The sequence below is a fragment of the Stenotrophomonas sp. BR163 genome, from assembly GCF_047520985.2.
In the GTDB taxonomy this organism is placed as follows: Bacteria; Pseudomonadota; Gammaproteobacteria; order Xanthomonadales; family Xanthomonadaceae; genus Stenotrophomonas; species Stenotrophomonas sepilia.
This window is the reverse complement of sequence record NZ_JAXBRE020000002.1, coordinates 73,632-91,447: the sequence shown is the minus strand read 5'-3', so window position 1 is coordinate 91,447 and position 17,816 is coordinate 73,632. Positions and strand designations below refer to the sequence as shown.

At 67.4% G+C, this 17,816-nt stretch carries 16 protein-coding genes and 1 pseudogene; 3 read left to right on the top strand and 14 right to left on the bottom strand.

The features are described from left to right. Positions 1 to 76 precede the first annotated feature (76 nt). Positions 77 to 901, bottom strand: coding sequence for an alpha/beta fold hydrolase (locus tag ACM0PY_RS01760; protein ID WP_414609445.1), 825 nt, complete (start codon positions 899 to 901; stop codon positions 77 to 79). A 186-nt stretch (positions 902 to 1,087) separates the two neighbouring features. On the opposite strand from ACM0PY_RS01760, the gene ACM0PY_RS01755 reads away from it, so the two are divergent. Next, on the top strand, positions 1,088 to 1,474 hold the full coding sequence (locus ACM0PY_RS01755; protein WP_180885411.1) for a hypothetical protein: 387 nt from the start codon (positions 1,088 to 1,090) through the stop codon (positions 1,472 to 1,474). Between the two features lie 76 nt (positions 1,475 to 1,550). Here ACM0PY_RS01755 and ACM0PY_RS01750 read toward each other — a convergent pair whose 3' ends face one another. The 13 genes from ACM0PY_RS01750 to ACM0PY_RS01690 all read right to left on the bottom strand — a co-directional run bounded on the left by ACM0PY_RS01750 (position 1,551) and on the right by ACM0PY_RS01690 (position 14,149). After that, complete coding sequence (locus tag ACM0PY_RS01750; protein WP_032954256.1) at positions 1,551 to 2,255, bottom strand: DUF2968 domain-containing protein; 705 nt, start codon at positions 2,253 to 2,255, stop codon at positions 1,551 to 1,553. A gap of 99 nt (positions 2,256 to 2,354) precedes the next feature. Then, positions 2,355 to 4,505 (bottom strand): TadG family pilus assembly protein, encoded by a 2,151-nt coding sequence (locus ACM0PY_RS01745; protein WP_180885409.1) that lies wholly within the window; start codon positions 4,503 to 4,505, stop codon positions 2,355 to 2,357. 8 nt (positions 4,506 to 4,513) lie between these two features. Beyond that, the gene (locus tag ACM0PY_RS01740) at positions 4,514 to 4,987 is read right to left on the bottom strand and encodes a DUF3613 domain-containing protein (protein ID WP_164229998.1); all 474 of its coding nucleotides are present in this window, start codon (positions 4,985 to 4,987) and stop codon (positions 4,514 to 4,516) included. Then, complete coding sequence (locus ACM0PY_RS01735) at positions 4,984 to 5,874, bottom strand: tetratricopeptide repeat protein (RefSeq protein WP_180885407.1); 891 nt, start codon at positions 5,872 to 5,874, stop codon at positions 4,984 to 4,986. Before ACM0PY_RS01735 ends, ACM0PY_RS01740 begins: the two co-directional genes overlap by 4 nt. Continuing rightward, positions 5,874 to 6,809, bottom strand: a complete 936-nt coding sequence (locus ACM0PY_RS01730; RefSeq protein ID WP_180885405.1) for a type II secretion system F family protein — start codon at positions 6,807 to 6,809, stop codon at positions 5,874 to 5,876. Before ACM0PY_RS01730 ends, ACM0PY_RS01735 begins: the two co-directional genes overlap by 1 nt. A gap of 28 nt (positions 6,810 to 6,837) precedes the next feature. After that, positions 6,838 to 7,794, bottom strand: a complete 957-nt coding sequence (locus ACM0PY_RS01725) for a type II secretion system F family protein (RefSeq protein WP_180885400.1) — start codon at positions 7,792 to 7,794, stop codon at positions 6,838 to 6,840. 2 nt (positions 7,795 to 7,796) lie between these two features. After that, the gene (locus ACM0PY_RS01720) at positions 7,797 to 9,143 is read right to left on the bottom strand and encodes a TadA family conjugal transfer-associated ATPase (RefSeq protein WP_180885398.1); all 1,347 of its coding nucleotides are present in this window, start codon (positions 9,141 to 9,143) and stop codon (positions 7,797 to 7,799) included. Next, a complete protein-coding gene (locus ACM0PY_RS01715) occupies positions 9,128 to 10,384 on the bottom strand; it encodes a CpaE/TadZ family protein (RefSeq protein ID WP_061479831.1) in 1,257 nt (418 codons plus the stop codon). The genes ACM0PY_RS01720 and ACM0PY_RS01715 overlap by 16 nt, the downstream gene beginning before the upstream one ends. A gap of 28 nt (positions 10,385 to 10,412) precedes the next feature. Further along, positions 10,413 to 11,771 carry a type II and III secretion system protein family protein gene (locus ACM0PY_RS01710; protein WP_180885395.1) on the bottom strand — a complete coding sequence of 453 codons (1,359 nt, stop codon included), beginning with the start codon at positions 11,769 to 11,771 and terminating at the stop codon, positions 10,413 to 10,415. Between the two features lie 18 nt (positions 11,772 to 11,789). Beyond that, on the bottom strand, positions 11,790 to 12,827 hold the full coding sequence (gene cpaB, locus ACM0PY_RS01705) for a Flp pilus assembly protein CpaB (protein ID WP_180885393.1): 1,038 nt from the start codon (positions 12,825 to 12,827) through the stop codon (positions 11,790 to 11,792). A 25-nt stretch (positions 12,828 to 12,852) separates the two neighbouring features. After that, positions 12,853 to 13,329, bottom strand: a complete 477-nt coding sequence (locus ACM0PY_RS01700; protein WP_005416981.1) for a TadE/TadG family type IV pilus assembly protein — start codon at positions 13,327 to 13,329, stop codon at positions 12,853 to 12,855. Further along, positions 13,326 to 13,871 carry an A24 family peptidase gene (locus ACM0PY_RS01695; protein WP_095377120.1) on the bottom strand — a complete coding sequence of 182 codons (546 nt, stop codon included), beginning with the start codon at positions 13,869 to 13,871 and terminating at the stop codon, positions 13,326 to 13,328. Before ACM0PY_RS01695 ends, ACM0PY_RS01700 begins: the two co-directional genes overlap by 4 nt. Positions 13,872 to 13,960: 89 nt before the next feature. Continuing rightward, positions 13,961 to 14,149, bottom strand: a complete 189-nt coding sequence (locus tag ACM0PY_RS01690; protein ID WP_005416979.1) for a Flp family type IVb pilin — start codon at positions 14,147 to 14,149, stop codon at positions 13,961 to 13,963. A gap of 692 nt (positions 14,150 to 14,841) precedes the next feature. Here ACM0PY_RS01690 and ACM0PY_RS01685 point away from each other — a divergent pair. After that, positions 14,842 to 15,822 (top strand): annotated as a pseudogene (locus ACM0PY_RS01685) (AraC family transcriptional regulator). A 235-nt stretch (positions 15,823 to 16,057) separates the two neighbouring features. Further along, on the top strand, positions 16,058 to 17,816 hold a 1,759-nt coding region (locus ACM0PY_RS01680; protein ID WP_495493233.1), incomplete at its 3' end, for an ESPR-type extended signal peptide-containing protein.

Genomic DNA, 17,816 nt, shown 5'->3' with positions numbered 1-17,816 from the left:
GTTTTTAGGGGGGGGCCGCCCCCCGGCCGCCACTACCGAAGTGGCGGCGGCACCGTTGCGGCGCCGCCGCGATACCTCACTTGCGTGCGAATGCCAGCAGGTCGGCGTTGAACTGGTCGGCGTGGGTGATGGTCAGGCCATGCGGCGCACCGGCGTACACGTTCAGTTCGGCATTCTTGATGATCTGCGAGGACAGCTTGGCCGAGGCATCGAACGGCACGATCTGGTCGTCATCGCCGTGCACGACCAGCGCCGGCACGTCGATCTTCTTCAGGTCCTCGGTGTAGTCCACTTCCGAGAACTCGTGCACGCAGTCGTACTGGCCCTTGACGCCACCGAGCATGCCCTGCAGCCAGAACGCATCGCGCATGCCCTGGGTGACGTTGTTGCCATCCCGGTTGGCGCCGAAGAGCGGGGTGGTCAGGTCCTTGAAGAACTGCGAACGGTCGCCGCCGGTACCCTTGCGGATACCGTCGAAGACCTCCAGCGGGGTGCCGGCGGGGTTGCCAGCGGTCTTCAGCATCAGCGGCGGCACGGCGCCGACCAGCACCACCTTGGCCACGCGCGCGCTGCCGTGGCGGCCGATGTAATGGGCCACTTCACCGCCGCCGGTGGAATGGCCGACCAGGATCGCGTCCTTCAGGTCCAGCGCTTCGATCACCGCGGCCAGGTCATCGGCATAGGTGTCCATGTTGTTGCCGTTCCAGGTCTGGCTGGAGCGTCCGTGGCTGCGGCGATCGTGGGCGACCACGCGGAAGCCGTTCTGGCCCATGAACAGCATCTGCGGATCCCAGGCATCGGAAGACAGCGGCCAACCGTGGGCGAACACGATCGGCTGGCCGGTGCCCCAATCCTTGTAGAAGATGCGGGCGCCATCGGCGACGGTGACGAAGTTGCTCATTGGAGGTTCCTTGGCGGAAGGGAGGGAAGGCTTCGGCAGGATGCCGGTGCCTTCGGCAGTACAGCGCAGGCGCAGGCGACCGACTTGCACGGCTGTGCTGGATTGCATCGGATGTGACGCGTATCGCTCTGGCAGGACGGGAGCCGTATGCCGAGGATGAGCCCAGCCCGCCACAGGAACGCACGGATGCCCGCCATGCGATGGTCGCTGATGCTGTGCCTGCTGCTGCCCATGGCAGCGCCGGCACAGACCCATGTCTACAAGTGCGTGGATGGACCGCACCCGGTCTACCAGCAGACACCCTGCCAGGGGCGTGCCGCATGGCGCTGGGACGTGCCCGCGGAGCAGTCATTGTCCCGCGGCGCTGTGGCGCCAGCGGCCTCGACACCGAAGCCAACGCCGCGGCCACGGCGTGCGGCGCGGGCGCACGGTGCGCTGATCACGATCAGCACGGATGCGGCAGCCTGCGAGCGTGCCCGGCGTGATCGCGAGCAGGCGTTGCTCAAGCGTCGGCGCCTGGACTTCGTGCAGCGCCGGCAGCTGGATGACGCGGTCTACGCCGCCTGCCAGTGACGCGGGGGCGCTGAAGTGCCGAAAACGACAACGGCGCCATAGGGCGCCGTCGCGTGGAATACCGTGAGTGCAGCTCTCAGCGACCGTCGCTGGCGGCGGCCGGTGCGGGCACGCTGTCCGGTTTGGGCAGGCTCAACTCCGGGTTGCCCTGTTCGGCCTGCAGGATCTGGATGCGGCGCTGCAGGGCGTCCAGCTGGCTGTTGGTGCTCTGCACGTCGGTGCTGAGGCTCACGGCCTGCTGCTGGGCTTGCTGCAGGGCGGCGCTGACCTGGGCCGACTGCGCCTGCTGCTGTTCCATTTCCTGCTGCAGGGTACGCAGGCGTTCCTCGTTGTAGGCCACCAGGCGCTCGGTGTAGCGCTTGCCGGCTTCAAGGCGGGTGGTGTCGATGTAGACCTGGGCCAGCTGTTCGGACTGCTGCGCGAAGGTGCGGTAGACGCGCTCGGCGTTGTCCACCGCATCGGTCTTGATCACCCGCCAGAAGTTCTTCTCCTGGAACAGGGCGACGTAGTAGGTCAGGGTGTTGGCATTGAACAGCAGGCTGGCGCCGTAGTTGCCGTTGTAGGTGGTGCGCAGCTCGGTCAGCTGGCGCGAGTCCATCAACTGCTTGAGTTCGTCCACGGTATTGCGCACCACCGGCGCGCTGCGCGCCGGTTCGGCTGCCGCCTCACGGTCGCCACGTGCAGCCATCGCTGCCGGTGCCACCAGCATCATGACCACGGCCAGCACTGCCGCGCTGCGCGCGTGCCGGGCAAAGACCGCGCCCCCTGAAGTTTCTCGCATGTCTAGACCATCCACGGATGAGTGTGGGTTGATATGAAGGTGGTTCCCCGCCGGGAGTCTAGCATGGGTGTGGGCGCCGCCAAGGGCGCCCGTCACGGGTCAGTAGACCAGCTGTGCGGCGCTGCACTGGATCGACTGCACGTTGACGTCGGTCCGGCCCAGTTCAAGGCCCAGCACGCTGGCCAGCAGGTTGGTCAGCAGGGTGCCGACACTGTTGAGCACCGGCCGCAGTGCGGCCAGGATCGGCTTCAGCACGGTGCACAGCAGGCCGCTGCAGCTGACGCTGCCATCGGGGTTGGTGACACCCGTTCCCCCCGCACCATCTAGAAAGCCGGCCGGTGCGGTCTGGATGTAGGACGCCAGATTGTTGCGCACGCAGCCGTTGTAATCGATCAGGTTGCCGAGCAGGCTGTCGCAGCGGTTGATTAGCAGGCCGCCGACCAGCGAGCCAAGCAGGCCATCGAGCAGGCCCAGGCCCTGGCCGGTGACGGTCGTCCTGTAACCGGTCCACACCGAACCGTCTTCCCAGCAGGTGGTCAGGCCCAGCAGGCAAGGCTTGGGGACGCCATTCTTCACCGTCCAGTTGCCCAGCGGGGCGAGATTGCGTGCCGGATCGCCATCGCGCAGCAGCGGGATGACCTGGTCGACGTTGTAGCGTCCGCCAGTCGGAAAGGCCGCCTGCAGGTAGCGATCGGCCAGCGCCTTGGCGGTGTCGTTGGCGTTCATGCCCTGCTTGGGCGAATTGAGCATGCCCGACAGCACCCGTAGCAGTTCGTTCACCAGGCTCGACACTGCGTCACCGATCGCGAGCGGATTGAACCGGGTCGAGCCGGTCTCGCCCGCAGCCAGGGTCAGGGTCTGCGTGCTGGTCAGGGCCGGCAGGGTAATCCTGTCGTTGATCAATGGTTGGCCCAGCAGCTTCAGCAGCTGTTCGTCCTGCAGCGTGGCGTCGCAGACATTGGCCTTGGAGAAGCGCTGTGCAGGGTCGACATTGCCGACACAGGCGCGCAGCACCGACGAGTCCACCTGGATCGTGGCCTTGGGTGGATTGCCGCCGCACTGGATGCCGGTCAGCGTGCCCATGCCGTTGGCCACGTCGACGTGCAGCGGCAGGTGCAGGCGCGTGCCAAGCAGGTTCAGCAGCGGCCCCAGCGCGAACAGGTTGTTGCTGTCCACGTCCGCCATCAGCCGCACCTGCGCGTTGTAGGCACGGCTGCCGACACCGCCGATGGCGATCGATGGCGGCTCGACCACGCCTGCCTGGATGCTGATGCCCAGCAGGTCCAGTCCCTTGACCGCCACGCCGTTGCCATCGTTGGCGATGGAGATCGCGGTGCTGATCAGGTTGAGCACGTTGATCTGTGACTCCAGTGCGCTGCCGACGGTGCCGTCGGGCGAGACAACTTCGGCAAACAGGCCACCGCCGCCGGACTGGCTGCCAAGCACGATGTTGAGCTTGTTGATGTCCAGCTGGGTGGCAACCAGATCGGACAGGGCGCGCAGCTGCACCCCCACTGCGGAGTCACGGCCGACCACGGTGGCGGTAGCATCGACCAGCTGTGCCAGCGAAATCTTGTTGACCGACAGCAGGCGATTGAAGTCGGCCACGCTGAGGTTGGCGCTTACCGGTATGTTGAGCGCTTTCAGCAGGCCGGACGGAGTCACGTTGGCCTGCGCCAGGCCGTCATAGGACAGCACCGTGGCATTGGTGACGTCCAGGCCAACCAGGCGCAGGGTGGACAGCAGCACTGAATCGCCATTGGTCCTTAGCAGCTGCGAGCCGACTGCAAACACCGCGGTGGGTTCGGCACGGCGCGCCACGGCCTGCACGCTCACGGTGGGCAGGCTGGAAGTCTGCCCGAAGAAGGGCAGCACGCTGCGCTCGGCGATCACCTGAACGGCATTGCGGGGATTGCTGGCATCGACGCTGGTGACGAAGCGGGTGCCGGTGCCACGGCTGGCGCTCCAGTTGCCGCAGCGGATCTGCAGGGTGCCTGCGAACCCGTTCTGGGCCACCGCATTCTGCCGGGCAGCGCTGTTGTCGCTGTTGTCCGGGCTGCACAGCTCCAGCCGCTGTGCGCCGGCCAGTGCGGCAAGGTCGGCCACCTTCTGCGCATCACGCTTGGCCCAGAACAGATAGCCGATCTCGATCAGGCCCAGCATGGCCAACAGCGCCAGCATGACCAGCATCATCGTGACCGACATGCCGCCGCGTGCGCGGCTGAAACTGAACTGGCGTGGGCGTTTCATGGCCGACCTCAGCGTCCGGAGGAGGAGGCGTCCTTGGACCGGGAGACATCGGTCTCAAAGAAGTCCGGGATCTCGTGTTCAAAGCTCTTCAGGTAACGCGCATAGCTCAGCGTGGCCTGGTCACCCAGGATCGGCAGCCGCTGGCCGGCCTGCTGCCCGGAGGCCTGCAGGCGGAACAGATTGCGGGTCGCCTCGCCGCTCTGCAGGCGTGCACGCGGTGCGGCGGGCGGTGCTGAAAGAGGTGCGACGTCGGTTGCGATGGTCGACGCTTGCGCTCCAGTCACCTCGGCGGATGCAGCCGGTGCGGCCAACTCCACGGTGGGGAGCGGTTCGGCCTGCATCGGCGCTGTAGCCGGTGCCGACAGTGAGGGGCCACCGAGCATCTGTCCGGTCAATGGCTGTTGCTGCGCCTGCACGGCACCGGCAACAAGCAGGCAGCACAGCACGGGCAACAGGCGTCGGATCTGGCGCATCGTGGTCATGGTGTGCTTCCGGTCGGGTGGTCAGTGGCGCTGAAGCGTTCCAGCATCGAGGGTGGCAGGCGCTGCGGATCGCGTTGGTCGCGCGGGTCGCGGTGGGGTTCGCTCGCCAGCCGTGCGCCGCCCGATGCACGAGCGCCACTCTCGACGCTCGCCGTGTGTGCAGGTGTGGCTGCGTTGGCGGCAGCAGCGGCCTGTCGTTGCTGCAGGCGCGTCCGGATCTGCTGGGCCTGCTGCTGGATGCTTCGGCGCGTTTCCTCGTTGAGGCTGGCCTGTGCCGATAGCCGCTCCGCCGTGGCCTGGTCGCCGCGCAGTACCGCCCAGAGTGCAAGGTTGGCCGTTGCCTTGGCGTTGCCCGGTGAAAGTTCCAGGGCCTTGGCCAGCGGCTCGCGGGCCTGATCGAACTGGCCGGCACGCAGCCGTGCATAGCCCAGGTCACCCAGGTAGTCGGTGTTCAAGGGCTGCAGCTGCGTGGCGCGCGCCAGCGCCTGTTCGCTGCCGGCGTCGTCGTCGCGGCGTGCAGCGATCAGGCCCAGGCCATGGGCGGCCGCCGCGGCCTGCGGCCCGCTGGACAGCTCGCGATACAGCGCGACCGCCGCGTCGGTCTGCCCGGTCTCACGCAGTGCGTCGGCCTGCAGCAGGCGCAGGGCAGGACGATCACCATAGCGCTGGCGGAAGGCCTCCACATGGGCCAGCGAGGCATACCAGGCGCCCTGCTGCTGCATGCGTTCGATCAGCTCCAGATAGGCGTTGCGGCTGTCCTGCGGATCGGGTTCCGGCGGCGCAAGGCTGGGCGCCCGCACATACTTCGGCGTGGTCGAGGCGCAGCCACTGGCCAGGGCGGCGAGGGTGACGGCAAGCAGCAGGCAGGAGGTGTGCAGGGGAGGCATCAGGGAGATCCCATCTTGGACAGGGTGGTGGCCAGCGCGACCAGCGCCGGGCCGGCAAGCACCAGCATCAGTGCCGGCAACAGGGTCAGCATCATCACCACGGTCATCTTCACCGAGAGCTTGCCGACCTTTTCCTTCAACGCGTTGCGGCGCTGTTCGCGCAGGCGGAGGCTGAACTGGCGCAACGGCTCCTGCACTGCGCCGCCGTGCGCATGCACCTGCAGGATCAACTGCATCAGGCTGGCCAGGTCATCATCGGCGTAGACCTCGCTCAGCCGCCGCAATGACTGCGCGCGCGTGCGGCCATGGGTATAGGCCACATTGGCTTCCTGCAGTTCGCCGCCGAGTACCGGCAATGCATCGCGCAGCTTGTCGCCCAGCGTCTGCAGGCTCTGGTCCATGCTGAAGCCCACGCCCTGCAGCAGGCGCAGCAGGTCGATCAGCAGGGGCAGCTCGTTCTCGACCGCACGGCGGCGGCGCTTGACCCACGACGACAGCACGAACTTCGGCAGCAGCAGCCCGGCCGCCAGCGCACCGATCACCACCATCACCTTGGCAAGCCCGTGCGCGCTGCTGAACGCCAGCGCCAGCGCCAGCACCAACAGGGCAAGCAGCAGGCGCAGGCCGAGATAGATCGCGGTGCCGCGGCGCGTGTTCCAGCCAGCCAGGTCCAACAGCAGCTTGTCTTCGTTGGCAAGCAGCGCGGCCTCCAGGCGGCCGCCACTGAGCGAGCGCCCGAAGCGCTCGATCCAGCCCAGCGAGTCGCGGCGCGTGGCCTCGGTGTCGCGGCCTTCTTCACGCGGCTGCAGGGCGGTTCTCAGTGTGGCTGAGGTGCGGTGCTCGCGATGGCTGCGCACCCAGCCGGCGATACCGAGCAGGGCGACGCCGGCTGCCAGCACCAGCAGCGAAAGGGCGAACCAGGCGCTGGCGCTCATCGGGCACCTCCGGGGCGGCTGCGAGCGGTCATAGCGATTTGGCCAGGCGGTACAGCAGGAACGCCCCGAGCAGTTCCAGGCCCAGTGCGATCAGCAGGATCCTGTGACCGAGCGGGTCGTGCAGCACCGGCTGGAAGAACGCCGGGCTGGAGATCGCCATCAGCACCGCACTGGCGGGTGGCAGCAGCCCCAGGACCCAGGCCGACATCCGTGTTTCCGAGGTGGTGGCCGCCAGTTCCTGCTGGGCCTGTTCCAGGTCGCGCATGAAATCGCCCATGCGTTGCAGGATCTGGTCGGCGCGCCCACCAATGCGCACGCTCACTCCGATCACCACTGCCAGCACCTTCAGTACGTCCATCCGGTACGGCTGCGCGGCCAGGCTCAATGCACGATCCAGGTCCATGCCGCTGCGTGCATAGCGCACCGTGGTGTCGAGCAGGCCGCGCAGTGGCGCGCTGGTCTGCATCGAAGACACCTGGAACGCGGCCTGCAGGCTGTTGCCCAGCGCGGTGAGGCGGACCAGGTTGTCGAGAAAGTCCGGCATCTGGTGCAGCAGCTGCGCGCGCAGCTTCGTGATCCGGCGCATCACCCACAGCCAGCAGCCCAGCAGGTACAGCAGCAGGGTCAGCGGAAACATCCAGGCCGTGCCCAGCCGCATCGCCGCCACGACCGCAAGCACCAGTCCCGGCACCAGCAGCATCAGTGGCAGCTTCCAGCCCGGCTGAAGGCCGGCGCGCTGCAGGACACCGTCCCACGGCAGTACGCGGGTCCCAGTGCTGGCCGGGGGGGTCGAATCGTTGGCCGCCGCAACGGCAGGCCCGGCCGGTACCGCGCCGGCCGCGCTGCCGCGCGCCAGTTGTTGCTCGGTATGCTGCAGCGAGGCCTGGCGCTGCTCACGGCTGGCGGCGGTGCCCCATAGCCAGACGGCCAGCGCCAGCAGCACCGAGATGATGCTCAACACGCCCAGCAGCAGGCCGGTGCCCATGCTCAGAAGTCCCCGTAGAGCGATTCACGCAGTTGCTGGCGGAACGGCTCCAGCTTGTGCGAGTGCGGATGGAAGCCCAGGCCGATCCAGCGGTCGGTCTCGCGGCCGGCGGCGTCGATCTGCACCTCGTGGCGGAACATTTCCTGGGTGGTGATCAGGTTGTCACTGACCCCGGTGATCTCGGTGATCGAGACCAGCACCCGGCGCCCGCTGCCCAGCCGCGAGATCTGCACGATGAAGTCGATGGCGCTGGCAATCTGCCGGCGCAGGCTGTCCTCGCTGCCCTGGAAGCCGGCAAAGCCGGCCAGCATCTCGATGCGGTACAGGCAGTCGCGCGGCGTGTTGGCGTGGATGGTGGCCATCGATCCGTCATGGCCGGTGTTCATCGCCTGCAGCATTTCCAGCACTTCCGCGCCACGCACCTCGCCGACCACGATGCGGTCCGGGCGCATGCGCAGACTGTTGCGCACCAGGTCGCGGATGCTGACCGCGCCATGGCCCTCGGCGCCACCGATGCGGCTTTCCAGGCGCACCACGTGCGGATGGTTCAGCGAAAGCTCGGCGGTGTCCTCCACGGTGATGACTCGCTCGCTGGGTGGCACGTAGCTGGCCAGTGCATTCAGCAGCGAGGTCTTGCCGGAACTGGTGCCGCCGGAGACCAGGATGTTGCAGCGGCCCAGCACCATCGCCTTCAGCAGGGCCTGCATCGGTGCGTCGAAGGTGCCCTTGGCAAGCAGCTCGTCGGGGGTGAACGGGTCCTTGCGGAACTTGCGGATGGACACCATCGGCCCGTCCACCGCCAGTGGCGAGATGATCGCGTTGAGGCGGCCGCCGTTTGGCAGGCGCGCATCGACCATCGGATTGGAATCATCCAGCCGGCGGCCAAGCGGCGCGAGGATGCGGCGCAGGATGCGCAGCAGGTGGGTGTCATCGGTGAAGCGCTGGGTGGCACGCCGGAGCTGGCCACCCTGCGAAACGTGCACGTCCTTGAAACCGTTGATCAGGATGTCTTCGATGGAGGGGTCGTGGAGCAGGTCGTCCAGCGGGCCGAAACCGGTCAGCTCCTTGACCAGGCCCTCGGCAACCACCTGCATCTCTTCTTCGTTGATCGGGATGCGCCATTCCTGGATGAAGCCCACGGTCTGTACCTGCACCCAGCGGGCGATGGTATCCGGGGCCCAGGAATCGATGTCGATGCGCTCGTCCTCGATGCTGTTGAGCAGATGCTCGTGCGCGGCCGACAGCACCTTCTGGTACTGCTCGGTCTGTGCGAACGGCAGGTGGCCCGGGCTTTCGTGCAGCAGCGGGCGGGCAACGGCATGCGGGAACGGGGTTACCTTGTCTTCCATTGCGATCCACCCAGGGCAAGGGAGAGTCTTTCCCGCAGGCCATGCGGCTGGACCGGGCAGGCAGCCGGGTCCAGCCGTGACACGAGCGGGGCGAGGGCACGCAGGTAGGGATCGCGCGGCGCATCCTGCAGCAGCAGGCGGCCCTGGCTGGCGGCAAGGCGCACGCGCGGTCGTTCAGGCAATGTCGCCAGCAACGGCACTTCGAAGCGGCGTGCGATCTGTTCCGGGCTCATGCCGCTGCTGTCGTCGTGGCGGTTGATCACCAGCTGCAGGCGTTTCTCGCGCTCGCGCTGGCCTGCAAGATGCTTCAGCGCCTGGTCCAGCGAGACCAGCGTAGCGATCGACGCATCGGTGACCAGCCAGATCTCGTCTGCCTGGTCCAGCAACAGCGGCGGCAGCTGCCGCAGCGGGCAGCCGCCGGCATCACACAGCACGCTGGCGAACACCCCGCGCAGGCGCTGCAGCAGCGCGCCAGGGTCGGACGGGGGCACGGCATCACTGCCGCCGGCACGGTCCAGCAGCACCAGCCCGGAGTCATGGCGCGCCATCGCGGTGCGTGCGAGGGTGGCGTCGATGCGGCTGGCGTTGCGCAGCGCATCCTCGTAGTGGAAGCGGCTGTCGAGATTGAGGTACAGCGCAAGGTCACCGGACGGCTGTGCCAGTTCCATCAGCAGGCCGTCCTGCTGCACTGCATCGCCCTGGGCGAGGGCCCGCGTCTGTTGCGCCAGCACCGAAAGATGTGCGGCCAGGGTACTGGTGCCGACGCCTGCGCGCACGCCCAGCAGCACGATCAGGCGCGCCTTGTGCGCGTGCTGCGCCACCGCGGCCGGGCGCGGTGACAGCGCACGCCGCAGGGCCGCCTCGATGCCGGCGTTGTCACTGTCCAGGTCCAGCACATCGCGCAGGCCGGCGCGCAGCGCGATCACCACGCCTTCGACCTGGCCGGCGCTGGTGGCGCCGACCGCGACCAGCGCCAGGTCCGGTTGGGTCTGCTGCAGCTGCTGTGCCAGCACGCTCGAGGCAGCCGCGTGCTCGGGCCGGAAGTCAAGCAGCACCAGGCTCTGCGGGCCGCGTTGCAGGTCCTGCGCAGACGTCGGCGCACTGCTGTCCTGCCAGTGCAGGGTGGTGGTCGGCGGCAGCTTGGCGGCCAGCCGGGGCAGCAGTTCGCGGTCAATGCCGTACAGGACCAGGTTCATCGGCGGTCCTTGCGGATGCAGCGGCTGGGCGGTGGCGTAGGGCATGGGCGTGGCTCCGCAGGCGTCATGGAAGTCAGCGCGAGAAGCCGGGCACCGGGTCCTGGCTGACCGGCCCCAGCAACCACGACCCCCATTCGGGAAGATGCGGCTTGGCTTCGCGCTCGCCAGGCAGCGGCAGTTCGGTGTTGCGTGCCAGCGGCTGCACCAGACGCGGGGTGACGATGATCACCAGCTCCTTGTCCTGGCGCTTGTAGTCGAAGTTGCGGAAGAACGAACCAATGATCGGCAGGTCGCCCAACAGTGGAATCTTGTTGACGTTGGAGACGATGTTGGAGCTGACCAGGCCACCGATGACGAAGCTCTCGCCATCACCCAGCTCGACCGTGGTATCGGCGCGACGGGTGGTGATCGAGGGAATCTGCACGTTGTTGAGCACGATCGCGTTGCTGTAGTCGAGGTCGCTCGCCTCCGGCGCCACCTTCAGCGCGATCCGGTTCGGCGCCAGTACCGTTGGGGTCACGGTCAGGCCGATGCCGAAGGGCTTGTAGGTGATGGTGGTGGTGCCAAGCCCCTGCGGCTCCAGGATCGGCAGCTCGCCACCGGCCAGGAAGCTGGCGCTCTGGCCGGACAGTGCCACCAGCGTCGGCTCGGCCAGCACGCGCGCCATGCCATTGCTCTGCAGCAGTTCGACATCGGCGTTCCACAGTCCCTTGGTCGAGCCGAACACCAGCCGGAACGCCGAGGAAATCGGCGACACGGCCTCGTTGCTGCTGTTGCCTTCCTTCATGCCGGGCAGCAGGCCGGTGTTGCCGGGCAGGCCAGTGCCGGGCCGCGCGAAGCCATAGGCGAAGCCGCCGTTGCGGTTCTGGAAGTTGATGCCGATCTGCTTCATCGCGGTCTTGTTGAACTCGACCACCTTGACCTCGACCTGGACCACGCCCCCACTGTTGATGGTGGACGCATCGGCAAGCATGCCGTCCTTGCCCAGCGCCATCGCCGCAGTGCGCTGTTCCTGCATGTGCGTGAGCATGCTGTCGGTGCTTCCCTGCAGGAGGCCCTGCTGGTCCTGCTGGGTGAACACCAGCCCGGTACCGCCGGTGCTGGCGGCGCCCTGTACGGCGCTCTGCACCCGTACCGTCAACCGCTGTGGCTCGGCCTGTCTGCGGTGCCACAGCAGCAGGGTGGTGGTGCCAGGCGTCTTGCCGACCAGCAGCGCCTGGCGCTGCCCGCGCAGCATCAGGATGTCGGCTACACCCGGGTCGGCAATGGCCACCCGCTCCAGGTCGGCCGGCAGGTTCCAGGGACGCTGCTCGCGCGCCTGCAGCACCAGGTCATCGGCGGCCACGCTCGTTGCCGGCGCCAGCAGCACCAGCAGCAGGGCCAGCCAGCGCTGGCGGAGGGAGAGGCGTGGACGGCGGCGACGTTCGATCATGGATGCACTCGATGCAGGTCAAAGGGAGGCACGGGATGCGGAACTGTCGCCGCGGATGATCTCGATCCCCGACGCGCGCGGTGCACTGCGACGTGGCGCCGGCGCGCGCGACGGTGAAGCCGGGGTGCCGCGTTGCGGTGCACTGCCACGTCCGGCCAGCGCGTCGCTGTCGATACCGGCAAAAGCGTGGTTCTCCGGCCGCTGCAGGGCGAGCTGCTGTTCGGCGTCGAGCCCACGCAGCGGGTCGATCACTCCGCGCGATTGCGGGAACAACGCCAAGTCGGGCAGGCCGGTATCGGCGGGATTGCGCAGGGCCAGGAAAAGTTTGCCCTGCTGCGCACCCAGCAGCAGCCGGTTGGCGTCGGCCACCGGTACCGCAAGCACCGCGCTGCGTGCGGGTTGCGGCGCCTCATTGCTGCTGCTGTGCGTGCTGCCACTTCCGGTGATGTCGGCAGCGCGCGGGTCGTTGCGGGTGTCGGCCTCGCTGTCGGAAGTAGTCTCTGTGGCCACCGGCACGATGTCCTGCTGGCCGTAGCTCAGGACGCGCAGGCGCGACAGCAGCAGGCGCGTCTGCGCCGCTTCGCCAGGGCTGTTGATGTTGGGCTGGGCGTTGCGGAGGTTGAGGAAGACGTCGACGAAATCACCGGGAAGGATGCGGTTGCCGGCACCGACCAGTTCGTCCACGGGCACGGCCAGTGCACGCTCGCCCGGCCGCAGCTGCAGCGAGAAGCCCTGAGCCAACGCGCTGCCGTTGATCACACTGCCTTCGGCAATGTCCTGTACCGGCACCTTGCCGGTCACGGCGGCAATGCTGGTAGCGGCGCCGGGGACGGGTGAGGTGCGCTGGGCCAGGCGCAGGCCGTTGGCGCTGATCGGCTCGCCCGCAGGCAGGCGTGCCACGGCTTCGACCACGGTGATCGCCTGAGTCTCGTTGTGAGCGACTGGTGCGACCGTTGCAGGTTCGGCGGGTTTGCGCCCGATCATGAAGGCGATCAGCGCCAGCAGCACGGCCAGGCCGATCAGGGCGACGGCAGCGATGCGGGTCAACTTGAGCATGGAACCGTCTCCAAAGTACCGATCATCAATTGCCGCTGCCGAGATCGAGCTGCGCGACCGCGACGCTGCGGATGGGGGCCTGCATCACCCACTTGTAGAGCGTGGCGGTGCCGGGCAGGAAGGGATGGTTGGCGTAGTCGTAGCTGACCGTCACGGTCATGCACTGGGCCGTGGCCAGACCGGCGCAGGGCGCCTGTGCCGACACCACGATGGCGTTGCTGCCCCCCGCGCTGCAGTCCACGTTCTGCCTGGAAAACTGCAGCAACCATTGCATCGAGGTGCGTGCGGCGACGCAGGCGGCTGTGCGTCGTTCGCTGGCGGTGCCGTAGCGCAGCGAGGCGCGCGCGCCTTCGGCCGAGGCGGTGGCCAGGGTCTGTTGCGCCGCCATGATCATCACCCCGGAGAAGGTGAACAGCAGCAGCGGCAACAGGCCGAGCATCAGCATCAGGGCGAACTCGATGCTGGCGACACCACGTTGCAGGCGTGGGCTGCGGATGTTCATGGTGCACCTCCGTAGATGCTGGCCAGCACCCAGCCGATGGCGGCCAGTGCCAGGTAGGCTGCATAGGGAATGCCACGTCGTCCCTGGCGGGCGGCCTGCATGTCACGCAGCACCGGATGCGCTTGCCACTGCGTGCTGGTGCGATTGACCTGCATCTGCAGGTGACCGGGCAGCAGCACGCCCAGGCGGCGACCGGCCAGCACCAGCACGGCATGCAACCCAGCCGCGAGGCTCGCTACCAGCCAGACCGGCAGCAGCGCCTGCCAGCCCAGCATCAGGCCCACCACGGCGAAGAACTTCACGTCCCCGGCGCCCATCCAGCGCAGGGCATGGAGCGGCAGCAGCGCCAACAGGCCGATCGCCGCGCCGGCCAGGTGGGGCAGCCACGGCTGGCGCGGCGCACTGAACTGGCCGACCACGATCACCGCAGTGGCGATCACGCATGCGGCGACCAGCCAGGTGTTGGGCACCCGACGGGCATACAGATCACTGATCGCGATCCGCAGGCAGACGCCGATGGCCAACAATCCCAGCACTGTCATCGCACACTCCATCGTCCGTCACTGGACGGTCTTCGCCTGGTTCCTTGCGCCCCGCCGTCGCGGCCCTGCCGGCCGCGCGCGGTCGCCGCTCAGGTCGTCGAGCCCGACGCCTTGGTGGCCAGTGCGGAGAGGTTCTTGAACAGCGTTTCGAAGAACCCCTTGATCTGGTCGTTGCCGACCGCAATCAGGACGCCAGCGATGACGGCAGCCAGCAGCCCGTACTCGAGCGCGGTGACGCCGTCTTCTTCCTTCAGGAATTTGCGGATCGATGCGTTCATGACCAATGTCTCCCTCTACCTGTCTGCGGATGCAGTACACCTGCGTTGGGCGGTGGCCCGGCTCCGCCGGGATCGTCCGTGGGCCTCCGCGCGTCCTGGCGGAGGAGGCACGGCGGGACTGGCCCGCTGTGCTCAAGCAGGGTGATCGTTTCCAGGCGGGACATCGGCCGCACGGTCGCGACCGGACGGCCCGGGGCCGGTGGTCGAGGCATCCAGTGATGCGTGCGTGGTCATGCTGTCCCCCTGGGTGCGGCCAGATCAGGTGGCCGGATCACCGTAATGTCGACTTTGCCTGAATGGCGGTTGGCTGCAACCGGAAACTATATGCAAATTCGGCAGAAACCCCGGAAGCCTGAAAATTTCAGATGGTTTCTGTGACGAAAATCCGTTCGCACGCAAAACGATTCATTGTCGTGCAGATAATGTGATTCGCTTTGTGGTCCATGCGAAAACCGTGCCAGCCGCTCCGACATTTTCTTCACTTGTGTATCCATTTTCATCATGCCGGGCCGCGGGTTTACCTTTGCCGATTATTGGGCATACTCGCATTCAAGCTCTTGCATTGATTTGTACGATCGCATCGACGCCGGCGCCGCCGGCGTGGCAACGGAAATGGATTCTGGATCGTTGCGCGCCCTGTCAGGCAGTGGGGGCCGCAGCGGATGGCGGATCAACGGGGGGACAACACTGTCATGGTCGATGGTGGGGTAGAGGACAGCGACGACAGCGGCCTTCGGTCCATAGACCTGGCCACGCTGAGCGGCGTGCTTCGCGTCTGTGATGTCGAACTGCTGCTGCTGGATGGCAACGGGCCACGGGCGGCGTTCGCTTCGCGCGTGCACGAGGAAGCCCTGTTCTGCAGCATCAGCTGCGGCTTCCATTGCCGTGGCCGTTTCATGCTGCCGCCGGACTGGGCGATGCTGGGGTACCTGCACGCCACCGATGAAACGATGAGCTGGTGCCACGGCGTGCCGCTCGCGCCGGGCATGGCGCTGACGATCATGCCGGAGGGCATCAGTGAGTTCACCCTGAGCCCGGGCACGCACATGACCCTGATGCTGGTGCCGGTGGCCCGCGTCCAGCGCAAGCTGACCGAACTGAGCCTGCGCAGCACGCCACCTGCTGGCCAGGCACTTTCGCTGTTCAACCTGGCCAGCGACGCCACGCCGCTGGCGCGCCATTACCAGCAGCTGCACCTGCAGCTGGGACAGGGGGCAGGGCTGTAGCCGGATGAAACCGAGAACCTGCTGCATGAGCATGTGCAGGCCCTGCTGGGCGCCGGTGCGGCGGATCGCCCGGGCTGTACCCGTGCGCGGCGCACGCATTATCTGATCGCGCAGCGTGCAGAGAACTTCATGCGGCTCAACCTGCGTCGCAACATCTACATGAACGAGATCTGCGATGCCGCCGGCGTCAGCGAGCGCGGCCTGCGCTATGCGTTCGAGGACCTGTTTGGAACCTCGCCGAACCGCTACCTCTCAATGCTGCGCCTGTGCGCGGCCTGCCGCAGCCTGTCGATGGCAGACTCCAGCCGTCGCTCGGTGAAGGCGATCGCCCTGAGCTGCGGGCTGTGGGACCTGTCGCGCTTCGCTGACAACTACCGCAAGGTATTCGGCGAACTGCCGCGCGACACCCTGATGCGCGCACCCGCGCAGATCGGCCAACCGGCCTGATCCAGGCCCGGCAAGGGTTTTTGCGGTGTTTATGCCGGAATTGCGTATCCGCTTGCCGATCGTGTTGCCGCTTATGCATAGCCGGCTGCCGATTCCGGCCGTGGATTTGCCGGAATGCGCGATTGCCGTGCCGGATTGAAGTGCACCGCCCTCGTTGCAACCGCTGGAATGTCAGTCACCTGCCTAGCGGCAAGTCCACAGACATTCCAGTTGTTCGCCTACGGGGGAAATGCTCATGAACCGCATCTACCGGCGTGTATGGAACCGCCAGCTCAATGCTCTGGTTGTGGCCTCGGAACTGGCCACCGGCGACAGCGGCGGCAGCGCCGCACGCGATCCGCGCGCCTTCCTGCTGATGCTCACGGCCCTGGCCCTGGCACTGCTGTGTGCGCTGGCCAGCGGTCACGCAGGGGCCTCGGAAACCAATCAATCGCTGCGTGACCTGCAAGCACTCGCGGCAAAGTATGCGCAGCCGATGCCGGTCAAGGTTGACGCGGAAGTGGCCCTGGCTGCCGCCGCGCGGCAGGCGCAGAACAGCCCCGCACTCAGCGCGGATGCTCGTCTGGGCCTGCAGTTGAACACCACGTCGCTGCCGGTGGTACGTGACGTGTTGCCGGCTACCGTGCAGGTGAAGCTGGCAGCGAACACCGTGCCGAAACAGGTGGCCGTGCCGGCACTGGCGGCTGATGTCCGCGCCAATGTTGGCGTGGGCAACGCTGCGGCCAGGGCGGCACAGGTGGATGCATCGCTGGCTGCGCACGTTGCGCCCGGCGCGCAGGCGCCGCTGGGCGTTGCCGCCGATGCGCGCGCCAGGGCCAAGGTCGGCATCGCTGGCCGCCAGGTCGCTGCGATCGATACGGGTGCCCAGGCGGCCGCCGGCCTCAGCGGTGCAGCCGCCGGATCACTGCCTGGGCTGAAAGCCACCGTCGACGGCAAGGCCGACACGCATCTGGCGGTCGCTGGCCATCACATCGAGGGGCAGGGCCAGGCCCGGGCGACGGCGGCAGTCACGCTGCCGGCCAAGGAAGAACTGTCGGGTGAAACCCATGATCGTGTCATCAGTGCCGCGTTCGATGCCGGCGTCGCCGGCAAGGTGCGCGTGCAGGCGCCAGACGGCCAGGAGGTAGTGGCCGATCGCAATCTGAAGCTGGCCGGACAGGGGACGGTGGCCGCACAGCACAGCGCGCTGGGCGTCGGCAACCTGGTCGGTGGTGCGGTGGGTGCTGTTGGCGGGACGCTTCACGGTGCCGTGGGCGCAGTTGGTAGCGCGGTGGGTGGCACACTCAACAACACGGTGGGCGCAGTTGGCGGCGCAGTTGGCGGTGCACTGAACGGCACAGTCGGCACGGTTGGCGGCGCAGTCGGTGGCGCGCTGAACGGTACTGTCGGTACCGTTGGCGGTGCACTGAACGGCACCGTCGGCCAGGTCGGCAGCGCAGTGGGCGGCACGCTCAACAACACGGTAGGCGCAGTCGGTGGCGCAGTTGGCGGTGCACTGAACGGCACTGTCGGCACCGTTGGAAGTGCAGTGGGCGGCGCACTGAACGGCACCGTCGGCCAGGTCGGCAGCGCCGTGGGCGGCACGCTCAACAACACGGTAGGCGCAGTCGGTGGCGCAGTTGGCGGTGCACTGAACGGCACTGTCGGTACCGTTGGAAGTGCAGTGGGCGGCACCGTCGGCCAGGTCGGCAGCGCAGTGGGCGGCACGCTCAACAACACCGTCGGTGCAGTCGGTGGCGTGCTGAACGGTACTGTCGGCAGTGCGGTGGGTGGTGCTCTGAACGGCACTGTCGGCCAGGTCGGCAGCGCAGTGGGTGGCACGCTCAACAACACGGTGGGCGCAGTCGGTGGCGCAGTTGGCGGTGCTCTGAACGGCACTGTCGGTACCGTTGGAAGTGCAGTGGGCGGCACCGTCGGCCAGGTCGGCAGCGCAGTGGGCGGCACGCTCAACAACACCGTCGGTGCAGTCGGTGGCGTGCTGAACGGTACTGTCG

Excerpts from the sequence above, each read along its gene's own strand:
- ACM0PY_RS01760 (WP_414609445.1), bottom strand. The coding sequence starts at position 901 with ATGAGCAACTTCGTCACCGTCGCCGATGGCGCCCGCATCTTCTACAAG.
- ACM0PY_RS01755 (WP_180885411.1), top strand. The coding sequence starts at position 1,088 with ATGCCCGCCATGCGATGGTCGCTGATGCTGTGCCTGCTGCTGCCCATG.
- ACM0PY_RS01750 (WP_032954256.1), bottom strand. The coding sequence starts at position 2,255 with ATGCGAGAAACTTCAGGGGGCGCGGTCTTTGCCCGGCACGCGCGCAGC.
- ACM0PY_RS01745 (WP_180885409.1), bottom strand. The coding sequence starts at position 4,505 with ATGAAACGCCCACGCCAGTTCAGTTTCAGCCGCGCACGCGGCGGCATG.
- ACM0PY_RS01740 (WP_164229998.1), bottom strand. The coding sequence starts at position 4,987 with ATGACCACGATGCGCCAGATCCGACGCCTGTTGCCCGTGCTGTGCTGC.
- ACM0PY_RS01735 (WP_180885407.1), bottom strand. The coding sequence starts at position 5,874 with ATGCCTCCCCTGCACACCTCCTGCCTGCTGCTTGCCGTCACCCTCGCC.
- ACM0PY_RS01730 (WP_180885405.1), bottom strand. The coding sequence starts at position 6,809 with ATGAGCGCCAGCGCCTGGTTCGCCCTTTCGCTGCTGGTGCTGGCAGCC.
- ACM0PY_RS01725 (WP_180885400.1), bottom strand. The coding sequence starts at position 7,794 with ATGGGCACCGGCCTGCTGCTGGGCGTGTTGAGCATCATCTCGGTGCTG.
- ACM0PY_RS01720 (WP_180885398.1), bottom strand. The coding sequence starts at position 9,143 with ATGGAAGACAAGGTAACCCCGTTCCCGCATGCCGTTGCCCGCCCGCTG.
- ACM0PY_RS01715 (WP_061479831.1), bottom strand. The coding sequence starts at position 10,384 with ATGCCCTACGCCACCGCCCAGCCGCTGCATCCGCAAGGACCGCCGATG.
- ACM0PY_RS01710 (WP_180885395.1), bottom strand. The coding sequence starts at position 11,771 with ATGATCGAACGTCGCCGCCGTCCACGCCTCTCCCTCCGCCAGCGCTGG.
- cpaB (WP_180885393.1), bottom strand. The coding sequence starts at position 12,827 with ATGCTCAAGTTGACCCGCATCGCTGCCGTCGCCCTGATCGGCCTGGCC.
- ACM0PY_RS01700 (WP_005416981.1), bottom strand. The coding sequence starts at position 13,329 with ATGAACATCCGCAGCCCACGCCTGCAACGTGGTGTCGCCAGCATCGAG.
- ACM0PY_RS01695 (WP_095377120.1), bottom strand. The coding sequence starts at position 13,871 with ATGACAGTGCTGGGATTGTTGGCCATCGGCGTCTGCCTGCGGATCGCG.
- ACM0PY_RS01690 (WP_005416979.1), bottom strand. The coding sequence starts at position 14,149 with ATGAACGCATCGATCCGCAAATTCCTGAAGGAAGAAGACGGCGTCACC.